Here is a 25,538-nt window from a genome sequence, read left to right on the forward strand (position 1 = left end):
GGCATAGCTACAACTTCGAGCATGTTCTGAGCTGAGCAATTCGAGCCCAAACAACCTTAGTGTTCAACAACCTAAACGTTCCAATATTTCATTACTATCAGCTAAACCACTTGGCAGGGTATATGGAACGATTGATCTCAACTCTGATACTGCCAGCTTTCTAGTGCAGTAATTTGTATCTCTGGTTGTGTGTTGGTTCATGAAAAAGGCTACAGAATTTCCTTTCTCGTCGTACACAATTTTGTAGTAATCCGAGGGTATTGCATGAGGCTCATCAGCTTTTGGTAAAGTATCCATTTCGTTACGGTAGAGAGTCCCCGTAATAACGTACAGGTTCTCTCGAAACCCAACGGCATCCCTAACTGCTTCTTCCAAGTTTTTCCATGCGCCTTGGTTTAAGTCTTTTGCTTGGGGAGTGATATTCGACAAATAGTTAAGAGTAGGCCAATAGCGGCTGCCGACAAAACTGGCTAAGGGAGCCTGATGCCCACGGTCAACATTGAGCTTACTTGAAGCCCCAGTATAATCACCTTTCTCTAATCGCTCAGCTTCAACAAGTAGAGGGTTATTTTTCCAAGTTCGATTAGTTGTTGTTCCGAAGTTAAGAATATCGACTTCATATGCGACCCAATCTGCAAATTGTGTTTTCTTGTTTTGAGAGAGCGTGTATAAACGCTCAAAGATGACAACATTACCGTCAATTTCTAGGCTAGGGCAGCCAATTGGGCAGTTTGGCGTCCGAAATTCAGCAGCACTCAAAATACCTGAGGCTAGCACCGTAATTGCTATCCATGCTTTCATTGTCATTCCTTTAGATGAGCTTCGCCTCAAATTTAGCATAACTATCAAAACGGTAGAAGTAGAGTGGGTTAACGTTTCTGAAACGGGAAGACCCCATTTGGTTTCCTCGTGAGCTTCCTTATTCTGACGTTTTTCACAATTTCGGTCTTCGAGTTGAGGATTAACTGTGTACAGAAGTGGTTTAGTGCCACAAGAAAAAGGCTCTTCACTTGTTGCCCAATTCGTCTGAGTAACTTTTGCCCGAAATGGGTTTCGTTCGATTTACATAACGAGTTACGGTATGAGATTTGACCTAAGTTTTCTTATACATGTATTGCCTCTAAAGTTCAGGCTTTACCACCTAAGCTAGACATCAAGATTTCCGCTTATTTAGTGAACTTAACTTTGGTCTTGATAAATTGGTTGAATACGAAAACACTCGGCATATACCAAGTGCTTTTTGTTTGTGCTTATCCGAACTGAATAACCGTTTAAACTTGCTTACGAACCTGCAACACGCTCAGTACCGATAGTGAAAGGAAAAACGCAGGATCAGTCCAACCAAAGCCAACAAAGATACCAGTGAAAGCCGCATACAGTGTGATGATCGCCCCAAGCATATTGGTTACAACCAAACCTAGGATGAGCTTTTTGGCGCTGAGCCCCGCTTCAATATCTCGTAATAACCAAGTTATCGCTGCGATGCCGCCAAGAAAGATACTGGTGTGCTGAGAGAGAAAATACGCGTATTTATCATTGATCTCTACACCGTACATTGGCCACATGACAGTGGGTAAGAAAAACAGCGCTAAGGCAAACCCTGCGTATATGATGCCGTGTAGGCTTAAAAACATTTTATTGTTCATTTGGTCTATCTCTATTTCGTGTCTTTTGCTATTTCTTCTTTCATTTCACTATTTTTATTTTCACTCAGGAATGAACGGTTGAACTAGCCGTTGATTGGGCCTTTATTAATGGTAGTTAATGGTTGGTTCACGTCAAAAATCACGCCGCGAACTTTATCCACGCCCATCTCTTTTAAGCGTGCGCTATGCATTGCTAGGTAAGTCTCTGCACTGAGTTGGTCTTCAAAAAGGTAGACTCCACCACCCAGTTTTTTGGCTTGGTTTTCAGTCCAGATTTTCCAGATCAGCCCCGATTCATTGTTGATAGACTTTGCTAGGCCAACGAGTGCGTTCGACATCTCTTCACCAAATGGGCCGTTAAATTCAAAATCGACTTGTAATAATTTCATGGTTATTTCTCCAAACAGATACTTGGTATTGCGCTGAGACTCCTGTCATATCGCAAACATAGGAGGCTTTATTGCCTGTTTAGATATTACCTTTAAAAAATGGACTGGAAAGTTCATAATATTGCCATTAAATGTCAGGATTTTAGACCAATGAGATTAAAGACCACCCTCGACCAATGGCAAACACTCCATGAGATAGATCGTGCTGGTAGCATTCAGGCAGCGGCATTGCAACTCAATAAGAGCCATACCACGCTGATCTATGCGTTGAGAAAACTGGAAAGTCAACTAGGCGTGTCGTTGGTTCAGGTTGAAGGTCGAAGAACGGTGTTATCTGAAGACGGTAAAGCGTTATTGCGCAGGGCTAGCAGCATGCTGGAACAAGCGCGAGAACTAGAGCTGATCAGTGAGCAGTTAGCAAAGGGGGTTGAGTCAGAAATAGTAGTCGCAGTTGATCATTTGTGCTGTCTTGAGCATCTTTATAAGCCGATGGCTAATTTTATGGCAGAGAACAACAGTACATCGATACAAGTGGTAGAAACATCACTGTCGAAGACCACTGAAATGGTCATTCAAGAACTGGCTGATGTTGCCATCATTAATCTACCCATAATCAATTACCCTGCAGAAGCCTTTGGTTTTACCAAGATGGAGCCTGTTGTGGCGAGTTCGCATCCGATAACTAGGGGGACGTCTATATCGCTCAACCAGCTCTCGTCGCTGCCACAAATTGTGGTGAGAGATTTAGGCTCGATTGAAAAACTGGGCGAGAAAAAAGATGTGGGCTGGTTAAAGTCGAGTCAGCGCATTACGGTTGATAATTTCGACCATGCCTTTGGTGCAGTAGAGCAGGGGGTGGGCTATTGCAGGCTGCCTAAGCATATTGTTGATAGCCGAGGTAGTGAGAAACTAACGGTACTGAATGTGGAAAATGGCAGTGGCTATCATGTTCCATTGCATCTGACTTTACCTAAAGGGATAAAAACGGGGCCTGCGACAAAACGTTTTTATGAGTTGCTTCTTGAGTCAGCCTCACCCTTACCTTCTATCTCCTGAGCAACTTCCAAATCAAGTTCGATTTGAAACTAGCGAGGCGGGAGACCGTTCAAGAATAGCACGCCACATTCACCAGTGTAGGGAAGCCTTTCTTCCTCCAACTCGTTGCTATCGTGTTCGAAGAGTTTCAAAGTTATTCTTGTGTAATGTTTAACGAGATTTGGTCTCCAGATTAGTAGTATTGCAATACCTTAGATAATCCATTGTTCTCTAATTTAGTAATGTAACTAGCTCATTTTTGTCCAAAAATGTTTCAGGACTACTTAGAGATTGCACAACGACCAACACTGACCCAAAGACTGCCATAAGGCAGTCTTTGTCTTTGCAAGTGCCACTCCCCACGAGGGAGGGTGATAAGAGGCTCGTTAAGTATCGGTGACGCTATTAATCAAATTAGCTGCAGGGCTCTCAAACAGATGAGTGTAACAGTTAACGCTTTTCTATCACTAACGCGACTCTACCTACAACCCTTACTTCATCTTCTTCGAGGGTTAGAATCGAACCGTTAAAGCTGATGGCTAGCTTTTTGCCTGGTAAGCGCTGGATGTCGTTTAGCGAGAGTAGGCCGTCCATATCAACTAGGTATGTACCGCTTACTGCATGGTGAGATTCTTTATTTATAAGGAACGTAGTAGTTCCATCTTTGATTGCTATTACATTACTCACACCTAACTCGTCTAGAAGAGCTTTATCGAATGCAAGTATCCCTTTCCCAACCAATTTACCGTCGTCAATAGAGAAACAGTCGATATCGAAAAGAGTTTTCGATTCGTTCTTCTTATTAATATGCTTTTGGGTTGGTGTTTTAGGGTACGGTTCGCCTTTATCTAGAAGTAACCATTCAAGTGAGACTCCAGTGCTCAAATGAGTCCTTACTGCAATTTCAAAGGGAGTAAGGTTTCTCTGTCGCCAAGTCGCGATTGTTGATTTTGGGATGCCAAATACGTCTGCTACGTCCTGTTGGCGGTCTGAATTCGTGATATCTATCAACTTCTTGATAATATCTCTACCTCCCAAATACGATATTTGGTCTATTTTAAGTTGCTTGTTATTCATATGTGATCAATAATCGCAATTGAGTTCGAAATGGTGGGGTGCAACTCGTCATTCCGAAATTAAACATTCAATGACCAAGCAGGATATCATTATGCTCTCATATCAAGTAGTCCTAAATACGCCTTTCATGACGTACGACCAATACTCTCAGTTCTCCGGAATGCCGAAACGCACCATCATGGATTGGGTAGCTGATGGTCGCTTACCTATTAAAACTAAAGCAAAAGGTAAAGAAACCCCTCTCATCAATATGGTCATGTTGCTAGAAATGGCAACGCGTGAAACGTTGGAGAGAATGGGGTAAATAGCCATGCGTTTATCTTTCATAACTTCGACCAAAGAGCTTTGTCCGTTGGGGCTAACATTCTTGGTTGGAGTTTCGTTGTCATCTCGTCTTTCTTCAATTGAGTATTGGTTATGAACGGAATTGACTCAATAGGCGAATTTTCTCGCACAAAACAAGGGGCCTTTAATGAGGCGTGTTGCGTGTTCGCTAGGTCAGAGAATATGGCTAGGCTGGCAGAGGTCATAGGGATGAGTCCGACCATGCTGCGGAATAAACTTAATCCTGATCAGCCTCATGTCCTGAGTTGTGTTGAAGCCATCACTCTCGCCAAAGTGAGCGGTAATCACATTATTGTAAACAGCTTACTTCTTGGACTTGGGGTGGTCACCGCTTATATACCGCCCAACACTACCGATGATGCCTTTGTTTTGTGCGCACTAGAGAGCTCGACCCATTCGGGTGAGTTGTCTCGAATGGCTTTGGAGTATGCAGGAAAGCCTAGGCTTACTCGGGCACAGAAATATGAGATTGTTCAGACCGTACACGCGAATATCAGCGGTCAGGTTTTGCTCCTCAATAGTTTGGAAAAACTGAATCAAGGTGTTGGTCTGCTCAAAGCGATAGGGCGGAAAGGTGGGCGCTAGTGGTATATCAGTTTCAAGTATTCATTCGGAGGGGTGATGCTCATTGCTCCGGATCATAAGCCATCTTCTGAAAGGTCTGGTCATGGATTAACAGAGGAAGATAAGCGAAGAGGCCTTCGCTATATCAGGCGCATCCGACGCGAGTTATGTGACCGTCAACTTTCGCCATTATTGGTTGAGTGGATGAGGTTAACGTATCAATTAAGGCATTCGAATCGGGTGTTTGAACAAGTACGGCTGCGAATTCGTTTATTCGGTCTTGAAAAGCGAATGCAAAGAATCAGACAGCGTTGGCTTTAACGCGTTGTCCTTAGCCTGAGTAACGTCATTGGCTGCTCCCAAAGGAGAGCCTGTTAGCCAAGGAAAACGTGATGAATAATCATGAGTGGGCGGTCATAGGCGGTAAGGTGCTTCAAATAAGCCAAGAAGCGGTCTTCTATCTAGCGGTAGTGAGCGAAGACCAATGGCGTGATGCATTCCGCTGTCCTGTGAAAAGCGGGGTGAGGGGAAATGACGAACACTTAACAATTGAACGCCTGAATGGAAAGGATTCATCAGGTTCGACAGGCTTATTGGGCGCCACTAAGAGCGTCAACTCGGTCGTAACGTACGAGGCCTTGGAAAGGGTGTTTATCCAGAGCGAGTCAGGAAGTCAACGTGGACAAGGGACGGTGAGGGCGAGCCGATGACGGCTCATTCTGAATACGCTGCGTCTTCGTCTATGTCGTGTTTGAGCCGGTTGCTTGAGGAAGCGCCTTATTTGTCGAGGTGCAGTGACAACAAAACCGCGATGCTAATTCGACCTCGAAACTACGCCGTCAGATGGCCCTATATGCAGGTCAATCGAAAAGAGATGCAGGCGTGGATGGTTTTCGATATTGATCATGAACACCGAGCTTTCCCCAATCCCTACATTTGGCAAGATGAAGGGTTGCCGCCCCCCAATATGATTGTCCGAAACCGTACCAGTAATAAAGCCCACCTTTTTTATGCCATTGTACCGGTTTGCACCAGTGATCAGGCTCGCTCCAAACCCATTCAGTACCTCAAAGCCATTTATCGCGCGTTAGCCTTGCGATTGGAGGCGGACTTGAGTTATTCAGGGCCTGTTGCCAAAACGCCCTTTCATCCTTGGTGGCAGACAACCGAACTTCACCGCAGTGTCTATGAACTTAACGAGTTAGCGGATTCGCTTGAACTGGAGAGTACGCGGCCGTGGCTTCGTCAAGAGAGTGACGTTTCTTATTCCCGGAATTGTACTTTGTTTGAACGTACTCGCCGGTTCGCTTATGACATCGTCGACGAAGAAAGGGAAAAGGGCAGCTATACGAATTTTAAAGGCCGTGTAGAGAGCTTTGCACATATCAATAATGCCAATTTGGTGGGTAAGCCGTCTTTGCCATGCAGTGAGGTGTTAGCGGTGGTAAAAAGCGTCTCTCGTTGGACCTGGGATAAATATTGTGCTCGGTCAGACTGCCAGCGAGGTGTGATGAGGTTGGATAGTGGATTAAGTTTACAGGAAAGGCAGCGTAGAGCGGCCAGAAGAACTCATAACCTTCGTCGGACGAAGACCACTCGCCGAATTATCCGCGCCTGTCTGTTTCTGTTACGCAAAAATCAGGAGCTCACGATTGGTTTGGTGGCGCGTAAGGCGAACTTGTGTCGCCAGACCGTCAGTCGTTACGTCTATCTGTTTGAATGGGTCAAGTCTGCTTTATCCGAAAGTAGGCGAAATGGGCCAGAGCCTCGTGGTAATTATGCTGTTCATCAGATATCTGCCCCTATAACGTTAGAGAGGGCGGAGTATGAAGTAGGGAAAAAGAAGGCGGTGCTTGAGTCGGCTTTTCCTTGAGTTAAATAATAATGAGTAACTATCGACTAAAAACGAGGTCCCTTAGTAAATTCAATTATGGAGTTGAGACTAGGTTGCATTTATTGGACACCCGATCATCTCCTCTCTTACTTTTTGTCCGCGAGCTCCTTTTTAAAGACATGAAATGTGTTCTAAGGGTGAGTCGACATGACCCTGTTCAATGTGATTGATGTCTCAATTTGTTTAAATATGGATTCACCCGCTCCATATTGCTGTATATTTACACAGTAACTTAAGGGAGGAGTTATGTCTTTTAAAGATAAAGAGACACTGTCAACAGGAATTGAATTCATTGTTGAAGCCGTAGCGGTGAAGACGAATGGCCAAGATCATTCAGCGTTAGGCTTATATCTGATCAGCTTACTGTTAGAAGATCAAAAGATTGGCCTTGATTGTGATGAAAAAAGGACGGTAGTACCGCTTGGTAAATCGCGTACAACACATCTTGATTTGGGCTGGAAGTGCCCAACGTTTTAGATTTGGTTGTGTTAGTTGGCGCTTCATATAGCTGTGGGACAATTACTAAGGTACAGGATAGACAATTGATGGAAAAGTACAGGTAAGCACTCACAAGAGTCTTGGACTAGTTAAGGCTAAACAGTGTGTGATAAGCAGTATGGTTAGCTAATTGGGTGGACTTTGTAATGATAGTTATTCAACTCTTCACTTGCTTGGCACAACTCATATGTGAAATAAGGTTGGGTTGCTAAGCTCTTAGTGAATCTGTCTAATTCATTCGTATGTATAAACAGCGAAATGGGTGCAATCTGACGGTTTTCATTATCGAAGCAATGATCAATATGTGCTCTGTCGATATAAACAACGTCCATTTCCTGCTTAGGGGTCTCTTCAATAAGTTTTGTTTCTAATCCGCTCTTCTCAAAGCGTTCTAACAAGGCATAAAGCTTATCAACGTCGTTTTTGCTCTCTATCGCTGAATATTGAGATAAAACGCTTTCTAAGTGTTTTTCGATTGAGCCAAATTTACTCTTCATCAAACAAACAGTTTTAAGCTTTTTCTTGATAAGGCTATATCGAGCTTGTTTGATTTTTGGCTTTAAGAAGTCAATGATGATCTTGTTTCGTTGCTCTTCTTTAACAAAGTGACTGGAAGTTTTTACTTTGAAGTAAAGGTGAAGAAGAGTGTTTTCGAAGGTCGACTTAAGAAGTTGATGGTATGAATGTTCTGACATTGTTCACATCGATTATTTTCTGGTGAGGGTATCTTATCACAAGAATAGCAAGGCTCTAAGGCCGAAACCCAAGTGACGCCATTTGCTGTTTGTGTGTTGTTGAGTGAGTTTCCTACTCATAAGAAGCATGACTTAAGAGTGATTCTTAACGCTCAATATCTCTGCGCTAAACCTGGCACCTTGAAAGTGATACGACAGTATCACTTTATTACTCTTATTTTGGAGTTACTCTTATGAAAGTCGAGATCGTTACTTCCCTCAAGCGTCAAGCGTCCCAAATCCTAGCGGACTTACACGACACCAAAGAACCTGTGCTAATCACCGAACACGGTAAACCTTCTGCGTATTTGGTTGATGTGGACGACTATCATTTTATGCAAAACCGTTTGGTTATCTTTGAAGGGATCGCATGTGGTGAGCGCGCCATTTCACAAGGCAAGTCCTTGAGTCAGGATGAAGCTAAGGACAAGATGTCAAAATGGCTGAAGTGATTTGGAGTGAGCCGCGTGATCGGACCTCAAGGATATCGCGAAATACATTGCCCTTGAATATCTGGTTGCGGCCAAGCAGATGATTCAAAATATTTTCGACAAAGTTGAACACCTCAATTACCGAGAAGTTGTGGTCAACCCTTGTCGTGTTTTTTGCAAGCAAGACGGGGACAAGGTGTACATCTTGTTTGTGATGCGCGCGGAGCAAGGTTTATGTTGATTTTTGTATGAGCAAACAGTCAAGCGTCTGTGCCACCTCTGATAAGCTGATGGTCTACATCCGTTAAGACTCGAGTATGGCGAAAAAGAAAAAGGAACGCCAATCTAGGCGCCTCGCCAAACCAGTACTTTCATGGACGGAGGTTAAACTGATCACCAGCCGACGACATCGTATCGAGGGCGCATTAAGCTTCAGGGTGTCGACCATCTCTAGACAACAAGTCTTACCCGAATACGAGCGTATTTGGGAACAAACCATCGTCGAAGAAGCTTACCAACAAGCGATGGGCGAGTTATTAGATCAGGGCGATGTCGTGTTAAGAGTAGAAGACTCAATGGGCTTCTCATTCATTATGGGTATTTTCTTTTGGGAACACCTTTCTACAAACAGCCACAATGAACAGTGGGATTTCACTTCCATGACTCTGCCCAGTGGGTGACTCAATCTTGTCGTGGCGTTCAACCAGTTGGCGCTGCTCATCACGCCAGTAGGCAAAACTTAGCCATTCTTTGGGTTTAAATTCGCGTCTTTCTGGTGTGAGTCAGATAGCTCCAAATATCGATGGCGCGTCGGGACTTGATGAATCCGATTCATGCTTAAACAGTGTCCCCCGTCGTAGTCACAATATTTTCAATTTCAGAACTGACTTTGATTCTAGTGTTGGGATTAACTTAACCAAGAAGTTTTGGTTGGTGAGGAGCCTAATAACTTGATTCATACGGATAGTGATCTCGCGGCTGGTGTCACTTTCTTTAGGATTTTTAGTGTCTTGACATCATCGACTGGTAACGGGGGAATAACTTTAAGTGTTGATAGAAAAAGTGTATTACATATGTAATACATTGACAGTGTGCTTTTTGTTTTTTATTGTGTATTACACATGTAATACATGAGGTGTTTATTATGAAAACTAAGATCATCAGCGCGGCGAACCAAAAAGGTGGCGTTGGAAAAACCACGACTCTTGTCAATTTAGGGGCTGAGCTTGCACGAAAACGAAAAGTGTTAGTTATTGACCTCGATCCTCAAGGGAACTGCTCTAAAACGTTAACCGGACAACGTGATTTTAAGTTTGAAGAGACGGTGGCTGCTTTGTTTGATAAGCCTAAAGTTGTGTCCATTGTCGATTTAATTCAACCTGCACAGATTAATGGGAACTCTATTGAAAACCTCTATGTCGTTCCCGCTGATGTTCAGTTGTCACGTGTCATCGAAACATCACTGACAAAGATTAATCGTGAACGAATTTTAGAAAAGCAATTAGCGAAGTTAGGTGATACCTATGATTTCATTCTTCTTGATACTCCACCAAACTTATCCCTAACGACTCTTAACGCAATCCAGGCTTCAGACCTTATCTTGATCCCTGTAGATTCAGGTGCATTTTCATTAGACGGCATTAGCTCTTTACTCGAAGCTGTCTATGAAATTAAGGAGGATGAAGGCAATTATCTGATCTTGAGGAACGAGGTCGACTCAAGAAACACTATTATTAATGAGTTCATTGATGAGGAATTGGAGGTAGTACAAGATAAATTGCTACCAGTATCTGTCCGTCGTTCTGAGCATGTTGGACAAGCTAATGCCGTTTCCTCTCCTGTGCGCTTTTATAAATCGGGATCTCTTGTTAATAACGATTACCGAAAACTGGCTGCGTTTCTTTTGAATTTGATGTAATACATAGGTAATACATATGAGCAAGTTGAAAAAACGAGGAGCTATAACAGCTATCTCTACTGACAAGAACGAAGGTTCAAGTAAGTCGACTGGAATTACGACTGTCAAAAAGAAAGTGACGACATCTTATATGGTGCCTCCTCTGACTCTTAGAATGTCACTTACTGATAAAGAACGGATAACCGATTGGGTAGCAAATCTGCAAGAGCAGACAGAGAGAAATGTGTCTGCAGCGAAACTGTACCGAGCTTTGGCTTTATATCGAGACAAGATAGATGATGAAGAGCTCGTTGAGTTGATTAATAAAATGAATTGAATATGTATTACCTATGTAATACATATTTGCTTTTAAGGCTCTGTATCTATTTTAAGACATTTCATAGAGCCTTAGTTTGGACTTAACTTCTAGCACGGATGAACATGACACTTGAAGCGTCTTATTACCTGTTCTGGGCCTTCTCTCCTTGTAAAGACTAACACTTTAAACGTGTCTTTAATCATGACTCTTATCGTTGCCTTGGTTCCCCTGCAGCTAGGCCTTGTTTGAACCCCGTTATTGTCCTAAGAGTCATAGCGCCTTGTCGTTTCCTCCTCGTTGTTCTCTCTGTCTTCGAATAAGTTCGTGTAAGGGCTTGTTTTCTTATGCGCCGATTTTCTTTCACTCGCATCATTTTCGGGCATGCAGGCTGTTAACCGTTTCTCCCCACAACCTGCTTTACAAGGGAGGCTTCGCCGCTGCGCGCCCTTGCAAAGCAGAACGATGTTGAGAGAGCGGACAGCCAAGCGGCTCCGAAAAGTGATACTCAAACAGAAAGGAAACTCTCATGGCGCAACAAAACTCAACCCCAACTCTCTCTAATTCAAATTCATCGACCAGCGTTTCGCCGCTGGGGCACGAAAGCTCACCAAAAAATGATGTCTCTAGTCCTTTGGCGGTATTGAAGTTGCGCTCTCAAGTCAAAAAGTGTCGTGATGAGGCGAAAAGAAAGTCTGATTGGGTTTCCAAAATCCAGCGTTTGAAAATGTTCAGTCGTCGCCAGTCGCCAGAGCAGCAGGCTGATATCGCAGCGTTAAAAGACCAAGGGTTCGTTGAAGCTATCAAGCAGCAGTTTCCGCTATTGGGATCGCGTCGTTTTGCTTTCCATGAAATCCGTAATTTTTTCATCGAATTAAATGGTGCTGGCTTTGGTGAATGGTTTCTTCACGAGCGAGTGGATCACATCATTCTTTACACCACTTACGGTTCTGTGTTTCCCGCGTTGCGCTTTGTGACAACGGGAGAGGGGACGTTTAAGTGCTCAGGGTTTTGTTTTGATGTGCGTTTTGGCGCTTAGGGGGTCACATGAAAGTGCGTTCTACAGTATCCGCTGACATATCCATGCACGTGATTTGGGTGAATTCGACCGACTTTGATTCCACCGTAAAGGCCGTCAAGGTTCATGAAATTTTGGTGAATGAGTTTGGGTATACCGACGCCTTAATACTAGAGCAAGGCAACCGAGGCAAGGGGGTGAGTATCAGTGTGTGTGACCTGACTACCACCATTAAACAGATGCGAGAAGACTACGGCTACGCAAAGAAAGCAGAAAGGACGATAGGAACAACCTCTGAGCATCGCACGTCGGCTAAGGCTTTACTCTCTTGTCTGTATGACGACTAAAGTCGGCAGATGCGTGACGGCTCAAATACTCATCAGATCATCAATCTGTCTGAATTTTGTTTCGATATTCCAACTGTTTGCGGTATTCAAGCGGTTCGTGTTTTTAGACGAGCAACGCCCTGTTCGGTCTTGTCCTAAGTAGCCAAGGTTATCGAGTGGCGCAAGTCGAGTAACCAGCAGGGTGCTCTCTTGGTGGGGAAGGGACATTTCTACCTGGGCGACGTACTTTGGGTTGAGATATTGGCTTAGGCTGTCCTTTTGGCTTGTTGTCGCGACTTCCTTTAAACCGTCCCATTTGAGAACCCTCACGCAAGGGAGGCTTCGCCGCTGCGCGCCCTTGCGCTGCAGAACCTGCAACTGGGTACGGACAGTCAGACGCTCACCAAGACCGAAAGGAAATACCATGTCAGCACTTGTTCAATACTCAAATGTTTCGTTATTCACATCAGAAGAAAAGGGCATCCTTGACCAGGCCGCAAGCATTCTCAAATCCAAACTGATTATCTCAGAACAAACGCCATTAACCTCGCCTGAATTGGTGAAATCGTTCTGTCAAACGTCCTTGGCCGCTTGTGAGTCTGAAGTGTTTGGGATTATCTTCCTCGATAATCAACATCGAGTGTTGCGCACCAAAGAGATGTTCTACGGTACCGTTAATGCCGCTTCGGTCTATCCGCGTGAAGTCGTGAAAGCGTCGCTGGCCGCGAACGCGAGTGCGGTTATTCTCTATCATAACCACCCAAGTGGCGACGCCACCCCAAGTCAAGCTGACCGACGCATTACCCGTCAACTGACGGATGCGTTGGCATTGGTTGATATCCGAGTACTGGACCACTTCGTGGTTTCATTTGAGTGTGTGGTGTCTTTTTCTGAGCGAGGCTGGATTTAAAAAAGCGGCTTATGGCCGCTGATTGAAACAGGGTAGGAGACTACCCTTTAACACATTTTTGGACAGAAGCTATTTAGGACAAAAAACCGAATAGGACTAAAATCCATTAGTTATTATAATGGGAAAAAGTGGGCAACAAGCTGTCCAGCAAAGTTCCCTTCCTCTCTCTCACCCTCTGTGCTTTTTTCTCCCTGTGTCTTTCCCTGTTTTTTCACTCTTGATGTACCCATGATTACGACAGCCATCAAGTAATTGCATTGAATTATATGCATCAGATTGATTTTTATGATGAAAAGTTAGACCATGCAGACAGTTAAAATGCATCGGAGTTTATATGCCAAGCAACGTAGTTATTAATTGGAGTCAGCCAGTCGATATTGATGGTGGTCACTATCCCAAAGATACGCTAAACCGAGCTAAATACGCTCAGTACCTATCAAACTTTCTTGCATCTAAAGGCTATGATGAAAGCAGAGACGGTGAAGACAAGAAGTGTAATTACGTACTCAACTTGAACTCCGAATGGGGCAGCGGTAAGACGTACTTTCTTAAACGCTGGGCAGAAGACCTCAAAGCACATCATCCTGTTGTCTACGTTGATGCATGGCAGCAGGACTATTCAGATGACCCGCTGATGACGGTGATTTCATCAATGGTAAGTCAGTTGAGAGAGCAAGCTGGTAGAGCTGAGGACAATACTGCGATCAGTGTAATTGGCAAAGCTGGCGGTCTATTTAAGGCTCTAGCTCCAGCAGTAGTCGGTGGCGTGACCAAGAAGTTTACCGGTATTGATTTTGCTGCTGTTATGAATGACGCAGAAGGAGCAAGTGCAGAGTCAGACATCAAGGATGAAGACGGTAATGCTTTGGACATGAGTGCAGCTGCGTCTAAAGCTGTGCAGTACATGTTAGATGAACATGAAGGCAAGGCGAAAGCCATTTCTGCATTGAAACAGAGTGTGAGTCAGTGGTTGGAAGCAGTTAAAGGTTTTACGGATAAACAATATCCAGCCTTTGTCTTCATTGATGAGTTAGACCGTTGTCGCCCTAGCTATGCCGTTGAAATGCTGGAAACCATTAAGCACATCTTCGACATTAAAGGCGTAGTGTTTGTTGTAGCAACTGATACAAGGCAGCTTCAGCATGCGGTGAGGGTAGTCTATGGACAGGGATTTGATGCAGATATCTATCTGGGGCGTTTCTTTAATACACGATACGCACTGAAGAAAATGCCGTTGAAAGAACTACTGTCAGTCCATTGTGATTTAGACAAGCTTTCATTGAACGCTTTGAGCCGAAAAGGAATTGGGATCTGGCCAATAGCTACGGATGGTAACGTCCACTTTGAAAACCTTTCAACCATTTATCGTGCACTAAAACTATCAGAAAGAGAATCAATTCAAATAACAGAACGACTGGTGTCCATTGTCGATAACCTAGGTTCTGAAAGGTCATTAGATGTTTATTATTTGGCTGTTTTAATGTGTTTGAAGGAAAAACACTTTAAGCTCTATGACGAGCTTCAGCATGTACCAATGATGTCTAAAAACCTTGAGTACCAAGGCTCGCCAATAGAGAGGTTTGATCAACTACTTAACTGGGGTGGAGTAACGTTGAAGCTCGTTGTCGATGCTGATGATTACGCTCATTCCGCATTTTCAGACGTTCGTCAGACCTATTTGTCTTTCCAAAATTCGGTCTACGACATCGAGATTCGCTCCCTGTTTGAGAGGATACATACTCATCATTTTGATGCAGAGCTTGCGAGAGTTGTCTGTACCAAAGCAAAAGAAAATCTAAAGGATACGGCTACTTATGTGTCCGAACCAATAAGAGGGTCTGACAAGCGACGAGAAATATTCATCAGACATCAGGGAGATATTGTTTCGCTTGGTTTGAAATGTGAGGGTGTGGAAAGTAGGTACTCATTCTACAAAGACCTCGTAGAACTCAGTACTGCTTTGGACATTTAACCCATGCTCTCCGGCTGTCAGACAAGGCATTTCACATTGCACCTGACAGCCCGTCTGCAAGGGTCGTTTCCTTCTAAGACGACGATAGCTTTCGAGATACCCAAGCCTTAACGCTCGTTTTGCTTTTACAAACTGTGTGACTTTGTTGATTGGGTGAATATACTTGCAAACAGGCCTGATGCACATCTGAAAACTGCGTTACTGGCTTACTTTGACAATGAAGTGCAGCGCAAGGTATTCAACTGGAATGGAAGACGTCAGTGGCAGACTGGGACGACTAACAATACTTTTCTTAATCAGCATGTCCTTGTTCTGTCTTCGACACATGTTTGGCATTAGGAAATCTAACGAAAATTATCGGTGTGAGATTGATGTGATTTACTTTCGCCAACAAGGAATGGGGCATTTTCGAGCTAGAAAATACTGTGCGTTAAAATTCAGGTTGTGACGATTTTGGACAGAGACGTGCTAGAACTATTGCACTAACAAGCTTCTGCCTGATTAGAAAAAGTATCTTGAAACCTTAAATGCTTGTTAGTTTTATTGCATCCGCCAAACTTCACTTTCGTCTATATGCTGTAAAACATCAATATCATTAGACTCAAAGTAGCTTTGAGTATTTACCAATACTCTGTCGGTAACTTTTTCAATAAAGCTCAATGGGTATACCAGCTCAACTCTATGACCAGAAACTAGTTGTTCCTCTGAATTAGTGGCAATATTGACAACTTTATATCCGGGTTCCTTGTAGATACCGTAACTTGCACCAGAACAGTTTTGGAAACTATGAATCAAATTATTTCGGAGCTCATATAACAAACTAAAGTGAGAAAATTGGTCTACGTACGCTTTATGTAACTTACCCTTATCACTAGCATATTTATTCCACAAACTTATGATCTCATCAGACTTTATATCTACTTGTGAAATAGCTGTAAAACCTGATACCGCTAGAGTTTTATCTGTCGGAAACAACCTATTTTTGACGAAGATAGACACTTCTTCAGTTGCTAAACACTTAAGCTCATCAATGTCTTTTACATCAGAGTGAATGAACGCATTGAGTTGTTGGATGCTAATTAACCCTCCATCAGTCCAATCACTGAACTTCTTCAAGGTGTTAATAAACCGCTCTCTATTATTTTTCTTTTCACTCGGAACTGAGAAGTTAGAAATACCATCAATCAAACACAGGTAAAGTGTAATTTTGTACTTATCATCACATTCCAACTTTCTGATATTGATGAAGTCATTTCTAAATGAACCAAAAACACATTCTATCGCTCGCTTGTTCATTTACACTCTCCATAAAACTAACGCCGCATAAAGGTGTGAGCAACCCTACCACGATACTAAAACACTGCGCCATAAACACGAAACCCAACGATGGAATGAAAAATGCCATGCGTTGGGAATCACTCTTAAATGCTTTGTATATGCCTTTAGTCTATGTCAGGTTTCATTGCTGCAGGACCACTAGCCGAAGAGCTAGACTGCGAGTTTGAGGTTGGTTGTGTTGTTTCACTTGGTGCGAGTTCGGCAGCAGTCGCAAGACTTTTCTTTATTTGTTGTGCCCCTTGCAAACTTTCTAACGAGATACCTCTGACTTCAGTTTGTATTACGTTCTGTTTCTCGTTCTCACTCATATTTTTCTCCTTGTTTATGAGCCCTATCGACGTTGATAAGCCTAATATAATCGTCAATACTATCCCAATGTAAAAGCACCTTATTGCTACTTTATCCAATTGTTGCAGTTGATACTGTTTAACACTCACATCTTTGTCTTGCGTCAAATCAATCATGAAGTCGGCGTTCTTACCAAACATTGTAACAACAGCATAAATAGAACCAAGGAAGGAAAGACTGGATAAAACAAATATGATTAAGTCATGCAGATTTACTACTTCCGCTAATTTCAAGAGTGTTAGAGAAAAGCCAATCCCAGCCACCGATAAGGTCAAAATACTCTTATCTTTCTCCATACTTGTAGTGTAGTAAGAAGCATAAGACTGACTCTTAAACTCAACAGCGTATAACCTTCTGAGGTCACGATCAGATATAGAGTTGGGAACATCAGTGTTTTCTTTAGTTTTTTTATCATCTTCCTGACGTTGATTCGTTATTTTACAAAAAATATTCACTTTTCTTCCTTTTCCCTCATCACTCTCGGGCATATAACGCCAGCAATAAGGTGCGCCACGACTAACCCACTAAGAGCACTTAACTCCAGACCAAAACCGCCAAGTGTAACGCGTCAACCTTGATTGCCTTGTTAGTTCTAATTTACCCAAGCTGATCAATAGCGCGGAGAAACAAACGACCTAAACTTGTAATCTCATGACTAGATGCCTTAATCATACCTGTCTTATCGTCAAACTCAGGGAACTCACCCTTTTTAGGCTTCTTAAATCGAGGTTTGAGTAAGTTCAAAGCTACAAGATTATTCTTATGAGTTTGATGAATAACATATTTGTCGATTTCATCCTGAGTAGATCCCATGACTGCAGGAGGTACACGAATAATGTCACCATGTTTTCCCCAAAATTCCTGCTCTTCTCCAGGAGTTTGATACAAAACATAAGACTTTAAAGTCAGTATTTCGATATCGTTTAATTGCCCTAGAATTCCTAACAAACGCTTATATTCAATATGTTTTACTTCTGGCTCAGTTAGGCTATTTTTAAGCAATGATGCGATGTAGTCGAGCCTTTCTTGAGATAAAGCTCGTGAAGCAAAGATGAAACCATCTTCTAGAATATCAATGGACTCTTCTGAGTTGAGCTTATCCTTAACTTTAACTTGCTCTTTAACTGATATTTTAGTTTCTAATTCAACCAGTAGTTTTTCGATTCGGTCAATTCTCTGGTTAGGAATTATTGAACCTACCACTTCTGCTGCTAAAGGACCCACAAATGGTATTGCACCCACCACACCCTTGCCAATCACTGCTGCCAAATCGGATTTATTCGTACTCAAAGTTGTCTCCTTAGAACTAACACTTTAATATCGTGCCAGCACGAATTTATGTATTCAGCATATCTCATGAAACCTATCTAACCAACTGAAAATTATGTATATAATTAAGATTTAATCTAATTTCTAGTTGAAAACCGTGCAAGCACATATTGCTTCCAATTTAAGGCATGTTATCAATCAAAAACTTCCCTTTAGTTCTCTATTATTCAATAGCTTAGAAATAGTTGAGCAACATATTCGTGCGTAAGTGTGATTGAAGGTTAGTCTGTTGTGGATTAGAACATTTAGCTATATTGTTGGAACTCTAGGCATGAGGAAAAGTAAGGCAAGTTACAGGGTTTCAAACTGAGTTCAATCCCTCTCTAGCTCACTTTGGGGCATTTTCGAGCAAGAAAATGCCACGGGTAAAAATTCAGCCTGTGAAGGCTTTGGATAAAAGAGTGATAGAGACGTTACTTCTACAGTCTTATCCGAGATTAAGAAAAGTAACTTGAAACCTTAAAGGCTGGCGTTTTTCTGTTTAAGTGAGCTGATAAGATACTCAATGTTGTAAGTGTCGTTTTCCGAAATTAGTTCGTTATGCTCCAGAAAAATTTCGCCGATTGGGAGTTTGAAAGCTGATATAAACACCTCATCAAATGGGAGGTTAGTGCTAGGCGTTGCCTCTAGAAAACTGTCAAATTGCCGAGAATCCCATCCTTGCTTCTGCCTTAATGTATCTCTATTTGAGAAGTACATTACGAATCCACCGCAAGTATAAAATTTAGTTGCACTCTCAATATGTTGTAGCGCAATAACACCTAGCAATTCTACTTGTGATAGAAGATGACCTTGCTCTAGAATTTCATCCGATCTTCTTACATCAACAAACTTATCTTTGATTACCCAGCTAACCGCTTCATTTTGCTTCTCTTCTTGCATAAAACAGTCATAGTGCAATGTATACATTGATGTCTGCTTGTACTTTTCAATTGCATCAAAACCAATATATTTTGCAATGAACTCGTCAGAGTATGGGTAAGTGATTATGTCACCAGTTCTAGCGTAGATCTCTTCATCATTGAGTAACACTGGCATCGGATTTATCGCTAACCTCATTACAGCTACAGTCCCAATACAACTCTCTACATATCCAACAAATTCATCGACAAATACTTCATCACCATATTTGTTTTTGATTCGATTTAATGGGTGATTTCTACTCGCATAAAGTTTGTCAAAACCCTGTTTGTGGACGTACTTATTGAGACGCTTTTTAACTTTCTCTGTCTCGTCAAAAAACTCTGAAAGTTTACTTTTGATATCCTTAAATTCGCTCTCATTTGATTCCAAGTGTTTAATCATACCTGCATACATTGGAAAATGTTGCTCAGACTTCCATTTCTCTAGTTCTCTTTTCCTAACTTCTTCTTCAGAGTCATAGAGGTACATCATCGTCATTACGACTTCTAATGACTGACGTAGAGAGTAAAAGGCACAGTCAAAATAACCCTGCTCGAACAAGGCAAGACTATTGACAATCAGGTGGCTTGCTTCAAATATGAAGGTGTTTGCAATACTAGCATCGGCTCTTCCAGTGAAACTGTCTTCAATGTTAGACACATCGAGAAGTAGTTTTTCTTTACTAGGAACTTGTAGAGGCTTGAGATGCCTCGTTACTTTATATTTTCCAAAATCCATATTTTACTCGACTGTTTTTCCCCTTGGTCGCCCATAGTCCATCAAGTAGACACTATATTGGGCGAATACACATTACGCCCACTCTATATCACCCCATATGCAGGACTAGGCTGGACGTTGGCTCTGTTATATCTAGCCATACATTCTTCGATGTATCGAAATATAGTCATTGCTGCGTTAATCATCGCCTGCGCTTCTGGTTCAAGAAGCAGTTCGTTATTATGCGCAAGACTTGCATGGTTACGAATAGTACCCAGAGCATTGATGGTAGCAGCCATACTGTTAAGAACATTCGCAACTTCTGATGGCCTATTTCCCTGAGACTGAAGAGCGGGGTGATTGCTCTTCAGTTCTTTGAAAGCCTTTTGTGCTGTAACACCTGAATCCAATGGAATACTCGCATCTTGGCAAAGGCTAACGATGTATGCATGAAGTGCAGTATGGACACGATCAATTGCACTTGCTGGCGGTAGTGTTTTTGCATCTTGCAGCGCCCTAATGACTGTTTGAGACATAGATTCTGGAGGCTCTGGCACCTGAACATTTCCTGCCATTACCAGCTTACCATTGTTGATATGACAAGGCATTCCATGCCTAGATAGAATTTGGTTTATGTGTGCGTCTGTAGGGACGGTGATTTCGAAACGAGATAGCTGCTCAAATGCATTATAGATTGCAGCAATAAAGCCCGGGCCATTCTTCCTTGCCTCTGCCATGTACCATTCCAGATCGCCTTTTGCCCAGTCAATATTAGAACTTCTGCTGAACTCTATTCCCGCTGGCTTCGCTATGTGCTTCTTATAGATTTCAATGAGGCTTTTTTCCTCACACCTTTCGTTGAAATTAACTCTCCCTATCAGTATCTGCAATTCTTTAAAAGCATTGTCAGGGATAGCAAAAGGATATTCAGTTGCAAACTGTAGTTCAGCGGGTAGTTCGAGAGGCATCTTCATCCCATTATTATGTAAATCGTCTATGAGAAGAATATTATCACTGATTTCCGATATGGAAGAAACTTTAACAGATAGTTACGCTTTTTGAGTTAAGTACATTTCGGATAAGCTGTAGTCCTTCCTATTGCTTGCACGTTAGTTGTATTAGCTAATCTAATGCAAACTTTACTCGTTTGAAAATGCGTTAAAATGATTCGTAACTTGTTTCGGGGCAAAGATTACTTAGAGTAAATGAACTAAATTGATGTGTAGAAAGAAACCAACATGGTGCAGAATTTTTATCATGGTACTGATTTGACTTATTTGGTGTTAGGATAATGGAATGAAAAAGACCACGCCAACTCCACACGATGCGCTCTTCAAGCAGTTTCTCACTCACCCTGAAACCGCTAAGGACTTATTGGATATTCACCTGCCTGCTGAGCTGCGTGAAATCTGTGATTTGACGACCCTAAAGCTCGAATCAGGCAGCTTTATAGAAGAAAACTTACGGCCTTACTATTCGGATGTCCTTTATTCTCTTAAAACGTCTCAGGGGGAAGGGTACGTCTATGCGTTAATCGAGCACCAAAGTCGGCCAGATAAACACATGGCGTTCAGACTGATGCGTTACGCTATTGCTGCCATGCAACAGCATATTGAAGCGGGTCATGGGCACTTACCCTTAGTGATACCTTTGCAGTTTTACCATGGCCAAGTCTCGCCGTATCCTTATGAAATGAATTGGTTAAAAGGGTTTGCGAATCCTGTTGTGGCTAAGGCACTCTATACTCAAGATTTTCCGTTGGTCGATGTCACGGTCATCTCCGATGATGAGATAATGCAGCATCGCCGTATCGCGTTACTTGAACTTGTACAAAAGCACGCTAGGCATCGCGATATCATGGATTTCCTTGAGCCTCTGGTCACATTGCTCTTAACCGATTACACTACAGATAAGCAAGTACAGTCATTGATGAGCTACCTACTCCAAGTGGGTGAAACGAGTAACCTAGAAGCGTTAATTACGTCACTGGTCTCATCAGTACCGAAACACGAGGAAACACTTATGACTATTGCAGAACAATTGCGCCAACAAGGCGAACAACGTGGTCGCCAAGAAGGGCGCCAAGAAGGGCGCCAAGAAGGTATACAATTAGGTGAGGAAAAAGGTCGTCAAGATGCACTCAAGGAGATGGCGCGTAAGATGCTGCTTAATGGTCTAGATCAACAAACCATTATGGATGTCACGGGATTGAATACAGACGAACTCGCACAACTTTCTCATTAGCTGCTCAAGCATAAAGGGTTGTGTGGCAAAGTGGTGGTGTTGATAAAATCTGCCTGGAGATAAAGCTACATCGTCTATGGCTAACCGTTGGCTTCTAACTGGCATAGCCAGAGCTATAATTTTTGTTTGTAGTTTTGACATTTACTATCATTTCACCTATCTGAGCGTTGTAGTATTTCAAACTCGTTTTACCGCTCGTTAGCGCCTTTTCCGCTTCATTTATTGCTCCACTCTCTTCCCAAAGCATTACCTTCTTTCGAGGTGAGTTTCAGTGAGGGACAACCTTTCTTTTTTAGAGGCTCATGGCACAACAAAACTGACTTCCGCACTCATGGTTTCGGGTGTATCGACATGAACAGCCAAGTGCAGCTTTTGCCATGCTCTGCGTTTCTTTGCATCAAGCTTTTTCACTTTCCACTCTCCCTGACCAAAAAGATGGAGGCTAATTGAGTTAATGGCTAGACGGCGAATAGCCCTTTAGATTTATTGTGATATTTGACTTGAACCGCGTTCGAACGCTTACCCTTGAAGATTGAGTACGGACGGTTCTTTTTCTAACGCCAATCAATCTATAAAGTACGTATTAAACTTAAATATTGGGCGTTCTCCCTTCGGTCGGCTCATTCCGTCGCTTCACTCCTCTCGCGATAACTTATGGCACTGTTATCGAGCAAGCTCGATGTGACATTAAGTTACTGCGAACAATCACCCAACGCCTCCGCTACTGCGTAGCTGCGCTTCGTCGTGCCTCCTTATTGCCTTTCACTGGCTTCAATTAAGTTCGAGTAAGGGCTTGTTTTCTTATGTGCCGATTTTCCTTTCGACTCGCATCACTGGATGGCGCTCGCAGACTGTTCACCATCCTCAATCAGAACCTTCTCTGCAAGGGTAAATAAACGCTTCGCGCCCCTGCAGAGAAGAACCCTGTTTGAGGTCTGGACAGCCAAGCGGCTCCATAAAAGTGATACTCAAACAAAAAGGAAACTCCTCATGGCACAACAAAACTCAACCCCAACTCTCTCTAAATCGAATTTCAGCGACCAGCGTTTCGCCGCTGGGCACGAAAGCTCACCAAAAAATGATATCTCTTTATTGCGTATTCCTCAGCGTACAGAGGAAGAAGAGCACGGATTTTCTCTTACGCCGTGTAGCGACATTACCTTAGCTGAACTCAAAATCGCGGGATTTACTTCGCGTGATTCTAAGTTCTACCCATCCACTCTGGCTGAGGTTGAGAAGAGTATCTTACACCACTTTAAAATAGGGGACTTAACTGACAATTTTATTGTGAAGGATGTATCAACCCCTTCGAGAGCCCTCTTTTCGTTCCATCGTTGCCCGTTTTAATTACTGGGATATTTTTGTATTAACGTCAGGAGTAAGTCATGAAATATCTCTCTCACTATATTCAAGCCAAACAAACGCAAGCATTTAATGAAGCTGGGGCATTTTTTGCCTTTTCCACTAAACAGTTCGATGAAGCAAAAAAAGAGGGCGTGAAATATGCGTCGTTAGGTATGGGCTTAATTTGCCCTGTTGATAAGGCGAAGCAATTAATGAACCGTTTAGATTCTATTGCTCAAGAAGGGATCGTCGAAGACATCGAAGAGAATGGTAAAAAATCGATCATTCGCCGTGAGCTATTCAATCACGAGTGTTTCTATACCAATGACATTTGTGATTGTGTCGAAAAGCTCGAAGAGTATGGCATTTCTTACGATGAAGTGTATGAGGTGTTTAATCACATTCGTAAAACGGAAGACGTTTATTAAACGCTAAAAGTAAAGCGCCTTGATATTTGCTGTATCAAATATCAAGGCAAATTCAATTTAAATACAGGGGTAAATAAAATGAACATTAAAAATGTTACATCAGGTAACGAAGAAACAAAAGAAAAAAATTATGTTTGTACGGCTGTGCAGTTTGATCTTGGCAAAGTTGTTTGTACACAAGGCATTGCTGAACTGCTAAATAACAATATTGGTGTGAATTTACCGATTTACTTACATCGTCACCAAAATGGTGATTGGGGAAATATCTGTGTTGAAGATAAAATTACCAATGACGAAGCCACCAAGACAGGCGAGCGGGTTTTATCAAGTTACACCATTTGTAATGAACAAGTCTGGATAATTACCGAGCGTGATCGTAGTTGCACTACGATTTTACTCCCTAATGAATATTGATGACGTCAATTCACGCGATATAATGGAGTTCCTTTAGACTCCATTTTTTAGCTTATGAAAAAACTAATCTTATTTTTGTCGGTCTTTCCAAGTGTCGGGTATTCGTTTTGTTTTGATGAAGCAGGACAACACTATAATGTTGATCCAGATTTGCTGCGATCGATAGCACAAGTTGAAAGCAGTCTTGATCCTAATGCTTATAACGAAAACAAAAATAAAAAAGGTCAAGTAACCAGTCGTGATTTTGGACTCATGCAAATTAACTCTAGTTGGTTTCCTCGACTGGCTGAATTTCATGTCAATGAAACCAATGTCTACGAACCTTGTTTTAATGTTTCATTAGGTGCGTGGGTATTAAGCTCTAACTTTGCCAGCCATGGCTATAACTGGAATAGCGTAGGCGCTTATAATGCAGGATTTCTTAAACGTACCGAAAGCGCCAGAAAAATATACATCAAAAAAGTTCAGAAAGTCTATTACCAGTCGCCATTAAAATAACCTTTCTTGCACCATAACGGTGCGGTGCTAGTTGTGTCACGATCTTCTTTTTCCGTTTTACATTCCTTCCCTGATGGTCTCAATCACCCTAGATTCAATCGCCAACGGTTCGGCTTTTGAGCTCGACGTTCCTAAAACACACCCCAAAAAACAAACTAGATGCAGATTCATTGGAGGTCATTGTTACCGCTTTAGAATCATCCACACCCTACGGCGCATTGAAATCAATGCAAATGGTTGTCTGTGAAAAACATAAAGATAATAAAAACAAAAAGTTAAAGATATAATAGTCGCTTAAAGTAACGTGGAAAAATTTTCAGAAATTACACTAATTAGCCGATTAAATTTCAATGGATAAATATATTTTTTCAATGATTATTAATTGATCCCTTATAGGTAAAGCGATGAGAGCGTTTTCAAGGTCCTTTAATTGGAAATCATTGAATGTTGATTGAGCCCTTTATTGACAATGCTTGAAGGGTCTTTTATAAAATTAATTGATTGAAGTTTCATTTGAATAACAATGCTTTTAATTGGGATTGAGGAGGGCAATATGACACGTTCTTATCCGCTACAAAGTTCTTTACGTGGAAAGTTAGCGCAAGATTTTAAGACGTTTAGGGATAAGGAAGCATTAAGTGATGCAGAGGCCACACGCCAACTTTTGATGTTGGCACTGCGCATCAAACTCAATGACAGTGAGGATGATAGTCCATCGAACCGTGCGTTGATGGAAGAGATTTATCGTGTCGTTCGTGGCTCATCTGCTATCACTGATGTGGTTCATGGACAAACCTTTGATGGTGAAAAATTATTCCGACAACAAAAAGAATCCAAACCCTTTAGGCAACAGGTGAAATCTGATATCGATAATAAAGTCGATGAGTTTCTGGCAGGCAAAAAAAAAGGGTAGTCCATTGGAC

The 25,538-nt window shown here is 42.3% G+C and carries 30 protein-coding genes and 2 pseudogenes; 20 read left to right on the forward strand and 12 right to left on the reverse strand.

All coding sequences use genetic code 11. The features are described 5' to 3' along the window. Window positions 1-63: 63 nt before the first annotated feature. From LMH68_RS19125 to LMH68_RS19135, 3 genes are all read right to left on the reverse strand, one after another. A complete protein-coding gene (locus tag LMH68_RS19125) occupies window positions 64-801 on the reverse strand; it encodes a DNA/RNA non-specific endonuclease (protein ID WP_016800233.1) in 738 nt (245 codons plus the stop codon). A gap of 470 nt (window positions 802-1,271) precedes the next feature. Then, window positions 1,272-1,646 carry a hypothetical protein gene (locus LMH68_RS19130; RefSeq protein WP_016800234.1) on the reverse strand — a complete coding sequence of 125 codons (375 nt, stop codon included), beginning with the start codon at window positions 1,644-1,646 and terminating at the stop codon, window positions 1,272-1,274. Between the two features lie 83 nt (window positions 1,647-1,729). Beyond that, the gene (locus LMH68_RS19135; RefSeq protein WP_017059571.1) at window positions 1,730-2,035 is read right to left on the reverse strand and encodes a monooxygenase; all 306 of its coding nucleotides are present in this window, start codon (window positions 2,033-2,035) and stop codon (window positions 1,730-1,732) included. A gap of 150 nt (window positions 2,036-2,185) precedes the next feature. Here LMH68_RS19135 and LMH68_RS19140 point away from each other — a divergent pair, with 150 nt between their 5' ends. Next, the gene (locus tag LMH68_RS19140) at window positions 2,186-3,091 is read left to right on the forward strand and encodes a LysR family transcriptional regulator (protein ID WP_029203681.1); all 906 of its coding nucleotides are present in this window, start codon (window positions 2,186-2,188) and stop codon (window positions 3,089-3,091) included. Window positions 3,092-3,520: 429 nt separating this feature from the next. Here LMH68_RS19140 and LMH68_RS19145 read toward each other — a convergent pair whose 3' ends face one another. Then, a complete protein-coding gene (locus LMH68_RS19145; protein WP_016799972.1) occupies window positions 3,521-4,147 on the reverse strand; it encodes a phage repressor protein CI in 627 nt (208 codons plus the stop codon). A 91-nt stretch (window positions 4,148-4,238) separates the two neighbouring features. Here LMH68_RS19145 and LMH68_RS19150 point away from each other — a divergent pair, with 91 nt between their 5' ends. The 4 genes from LMH68_RS19150 to LMH68_RS19165 all read left to right on the forward strand — a co-directional run bounded on the left by LMH68_RS19150 (window position 4,239) and on the right by LMH68_RS19165 (window position 7,427). Further along, window positions 4,239-4,451, forward strand: a complete 213-nt coding sequence (locus LMH68_RS19150; RefSeq protein WP_029203682.1) for a hypothetical protein — start codon at window positions 4,239-4,241, stop codon at window positions 4,449-4,451. Window positions 4,452-4,654: 203 nt separating this feature from the next. Further along, window positions 4,655-5,077 carry a phage regulatory CII family protein gene (locus tag LMH68_RS19155; protein WP_318276423.1) on the forward strand — a complete coding sequence of 141 codons (423 nt, stop codon included), beginning with the start codon at window positions 4,655-4,657 and terminating at the stop codon, window positions 5,075-5,077. A 685-nt stretch (window positions 5,078-5,762) separates the two neighbouring features. Next, window positions 5,763-6,929 carry a replication initiation protein gene (locus LMH68_RS19160; RefSeq protein WP_016799976.1) on the forward strand — a complete coding sequence of 389 codons (1,167 nt, stop codon included), beginning with the start codon at window positions 5,763-5,765 and terminating at the stop codon, window positions 6,927-6,929. A 267-nt stretch (window positions 6,930-7,196) separates the two neighbouring features. Continuing rightward, complete coding sequence (locus tag LMH68_RS19165; RefSeq protein ID WP_016799977.1) at window positions 7,197-7,427, forward strand: hypothetical protein; 231 nt, start codon at window positions 7,197-7,199, stop codon at window positions 7,425-7,427. Between the two features lie 143 nt (window positions 7,428-7,570). On the opposite strand, the gene LMH68_RS19170 is transcribed toward LMH68_RS19165, so the two are convergent. Continuing rightward, window positions 7,571-8,143, reverse strand: coding sequence for a DUF2913 family protein (locus LMH68_RS19170; protein ID WP_016799978.1), 573 nt, complete (start codon window positions 8,141-8,143; stop codon window positions 7,571-7,573). Between the two features lie 233 nt (window positions 8,144-8,376). Here LMH68_RS19170 and LMH68_RS19175 point away from each other — a divergent pair, with 233 nt between their 5' ends. The 7 genes and pseudogenes from LMH68_RS19175 to LMH68_RS19205 all read left to right on the forward strand — a co-directional run bounded on the left by LMH68_RS19175 (window position 8,377) and on the right by LMH68_RS19205 (window position 12,191). Next, the gene (locus tag LMH68_RS19175) at window positions 8,377-8,634 is read left to right on the forward strand and encodes a type II toxin-antitoxin system Phd/YefM family antitoxin (RefSeq protein ID WP_016799979.1); all 258 of its coding nucleotides are present in this window, start codon (window positions 8,377-8,379) and stop codon (window positions 8,632-8,634) included. Beyond that, window positions 8,622-8,854, forward strand: a pseudogene (locus LMH68_RS19180) (type II toxin-antitoxin system RelE/ParE family toxin). Before LMH68_RS19175 ends, LMH68_RS19180 begins: the two are co-directional and overlap by 13 nt. A 76-nt stretch (window positions 8,855-8,930) precedes the next feature. After that, window positions 8,931-9,293: a hypothetical protein gene (locus LMH68_RS19185; RefSeq protein WP_229647733.1), complete on the forward strand. Its 363-nt coding sequence runs from the start codon at window positions 8,931-8,933 to the stop codon at window positions 9,291-9,293. 464 nt (window positions 9,294-9,757) lie between these two features. After that, window positions 9,758-10,531: a ParA family protein gene (locus tag LMH68_RS19190; RefSeq protein WP_016799981.1), complete on the forward strand. Its 774-nt coding sequence runs from the start codon at window positions 9,758-9,760 to the stop codon at window positions 10,529-10,531. A 16-nt stretch (window positions 10,532-10,547) separates the two neighbouring features. Then, window positions 10,548-10,847: a hypothetical protein gene (locus LMH68_RS19195; protein ID WP_016799982.1), complete on the forward strand. Its 300-nt coding sequence runs from the start codon at window positions 10,548-10,550 to the stop codon at window positions 10,845-10,847. 508 nt (window positions 10,848-11,355) lie between these two features. After that, window positions 11,356-11,865, forward strand: a complete 510-nt coding sequence (locus LMH68_RS19200) for a hypothetical protein (protein ID WP_229647734.1) — start codon at window positions 11,356-11,358, stop codon at window positions 11,863-11,865. Window positions 11,866-11,873: 8 nt separating this feature from the next. Further along, window positions 11,874-12,191, forward strand: a complete 318-nt coding sequence (locus LMH68_RS19205) for a hypothetical protein (RefSeq protein WP_017059568.1) — start codon at window positions 11,874-11,876, stop codon at window positions 12,189-12,191. A gap of 21 nt (window positions 12,192-12,212) precedes the next feature. Here the strand turns inward: LMH68_RS19205 and LMH68_RS19210 are convergent, their stop codons facing one another. Beyond that, the gene (locus LMH68_RS19210) at window positions 12,213-12,596 is read right to left on the reverse strand and encodes a hypothetical protein (RefSeq protein ID WP_413755753.1); all 384 of its coding nucleotides are present in this window, start codon (window positions 12,594-12,596) and stop codon (window positions 12,213-12,215) included. On the opposite strand from LMH68_RS19210, the gene radC reads away from it, so the two are divergent. Both radC and LMH68_RS19220 read left to right on the forward strand, forming a co-directional pair. Then, complete coding sequence (radC, locus tag LMH68_RS19215; RefSeq protein ID WP_102420969.1) at window positions 12,595-13,080, forward strand: RadC family protein; 486 nt, start codon at window positions 12,595-12,597, stop codon at window positions 13,078-13,080. The two genes, LMH68_RS19210 and radC, sit on opposite strands and share 2 nt — an antisense overlap. A 334-nt stretch (window positions 13,081-13,414) precedes the next feature. Continuing rightward, the gene (locus LMH68_RS19220; protein ID WP_229647736.1) at window positions 13,415-15,052 is read left to right on the forward strand and encodes a P-loop NTPase fold protein; all 1,638 of its coding nucleotides are present in this window, start codon (window positions 13,415-13,417) and stop codon (window positions 15,050-15,052) included. A gap of 540 nt (window positions 15,053-15,592) precedes the next feature. On the opposite strand, the gene LMH68_RS19225 is transcribed toward LMH68_RS19220, so the two are convergent. From LMH68_RS19225 to LMH68_RS19245, 5 genes are all read right to left on the reverse strand, one after another. Further along, the gene (locus LMH68_RS19225) at window positions 15,593-16,348 is read right to left on the reverse strand and encodes a hypothetical protein (protein ID WP_229647737.1); all 756 of its coding nucleotides are present in this window, start codon (window positions 16,346-16,348) and stop codon (window positions 15,593-15,595) included. Window positions 16,349-16,494: 146 nt separating this feature from the next. Further along, window positions 16,495-17,193 carry a hypothetical protein gene (locus tag LMH68_RS19230; RefSeq protein ID WP_413755756.1) on the reverse strand — a complete coding sequence of 233 codons (699 nt, stop codon included), beginning with the start codon at window positions 17,191-17,193 and terminating at the stop codon, window positions 16,495-16,497. 142 nt (window positions 17,194-17,335) lie between these two features. Further along, window positions 17,336-18,028 carry a hypothetical protein gene (locus tag LMH68_RS19235; protein ID WP_229647739.1) on the reverse strand — a complete coding sequence of 231 codons (693 nt, stop codon included), beginning with the start codon at window positions 18,026-18,028 and terminating at the stop codon, window positions 17,336-17,338. A gap of 498 nt (window positions 18,029-18,526) precedes the next feature. Continuing rightward, on the reverse strand, window positions 18,527-19,708 hold the full coding sequence (locus LMH68_RS19240) for a hypothetical protein (RefSeq protein ID WP_413755758.1): 1,182 nt from the start codon (window positions 19,706-19,708) through the stop codon (window positions 18,527-18,529). An 83-nt stretch (window positions 19,709-19,791) separates the two neighbouring features. Further along, window positions 19,792-20,655: an abortive infection family protein gene (locus LMH68_RS19245; RefSeq protein WP_229647741.1), complete on the reverse strand. Its 864-nt coding sequence runs from the start codon at window positions 20,653-20,655 to the stop codon at window positions 19,792-19,794. Between the two features lie 328 nt (window positions 20,656-20,983). On the opposite strand from LMH68_RS19245, the gene LMH68_RS19250 reads away from it, so the two are divergent. Then, the gene (locus LMH68_RS19250; RefSeq protein ID WP_229647742.1) at window positions 20,984-21,931 is read left to right on the forward strand and encodes an Rpn family recombination-promoting nuclease/putative transposase; all 948 of its coding nucleotides are present in this window, start codon (window positions 20,984-20,986) and stop codon (window positions 21,929-21,931) included. Window positions 21,932-22,021: 90 nt separating this feature from the next. Here the strand turns inward: LMH68_RS19250 and LMH68_RS19255 are convergent. Beyond that, window positions 22,022-22,452 (reverse strand): annotated as a pseudogene (locus tag LMH68_RS19255) (IS5/IS1182 family transposase); the annotation flags it as partial. 469 nt (window positions 22,453-22,921) lie between these two features. On the opposite strand from LMH68_RS19255, the gene LMH68_RS19260 reads away from it, so the two are divergent. The 5 genes from LMH68_RS19260 (at window position 22,922) to LMH68_RS19280 (ending at window position 25,528) form a co-directional block, all read left to right on the forward strand. Further along, window positions 22,922-23,278, forward strand: a complete 357-nt coding sequence (locus LMH68_RS19260; RefSeq protein WP_017060516.1) for a hypothetical protein — start codon at window positions 22,922-22,924, stop codon at window positions 23,276-23,278. Window positions 23,279-23,316: 38 nt separating this feature from the next. Next, window positions 23,317-23,703: a hypothetical protein gene (locus LMH68_RS19265; protein ID WP_102429047.1), complete on the forward strand. Its 387-nt coding sequence runs from the start codon at window positions 23,317-23,319 to the stop codon at window positions 23,701-23,703. 78 nt (window positions 23,704-23,781) lie between these two features. Continuing rightward, on the forward strand, window positions 23,782-24,117 hold the full coding sequence (locus tag LMH68_RS19270; protein ID WP_102488478.1) for a type I restriction endonuclease subunit M: 336 nt from the start codon (window positions 23,782-23,784) through the stop codon (window positions 24,115-24,117). Between the two features lie 54 nt (window positions 24,118-24,171). Beyond that, complete coding sequence (locus LMH68_RS19275) at window positions 24,172-24,615, forward strand: lytic transglycosylase domain-containing protein (RefSeq protein ID WP_016800257.1); 444 nt, start codon at window positions 24,172-24,174, stop codon at window positions 24,613-24,615. Window positions 24,616-25,168: 553 nt separating this feature from the next. After that, window positions 25,169-25,528, forward strand: coding sequence for a hypothetical protein (locus LMH68_RS19280; RefSeq protein WP_016800258.1), 360 nt, complete (start codon window positions 25,169-25,171; stop codon window positions 25,526-25,528). Window positions 25,529-25,538: the final 10 nt, after the last annotated feature.

The organism is Vibrio sp. F13 (genome assembly GCF_020806305.2).
In the GTDB taxonomy this organism is placed as follows: domain Bacteria; phylum Pseudomonadota; class Gammaproteobacteria; order Enterobacterales; family Vibrionaceae; genus Vibrio; species Vibrio crassostreae_C.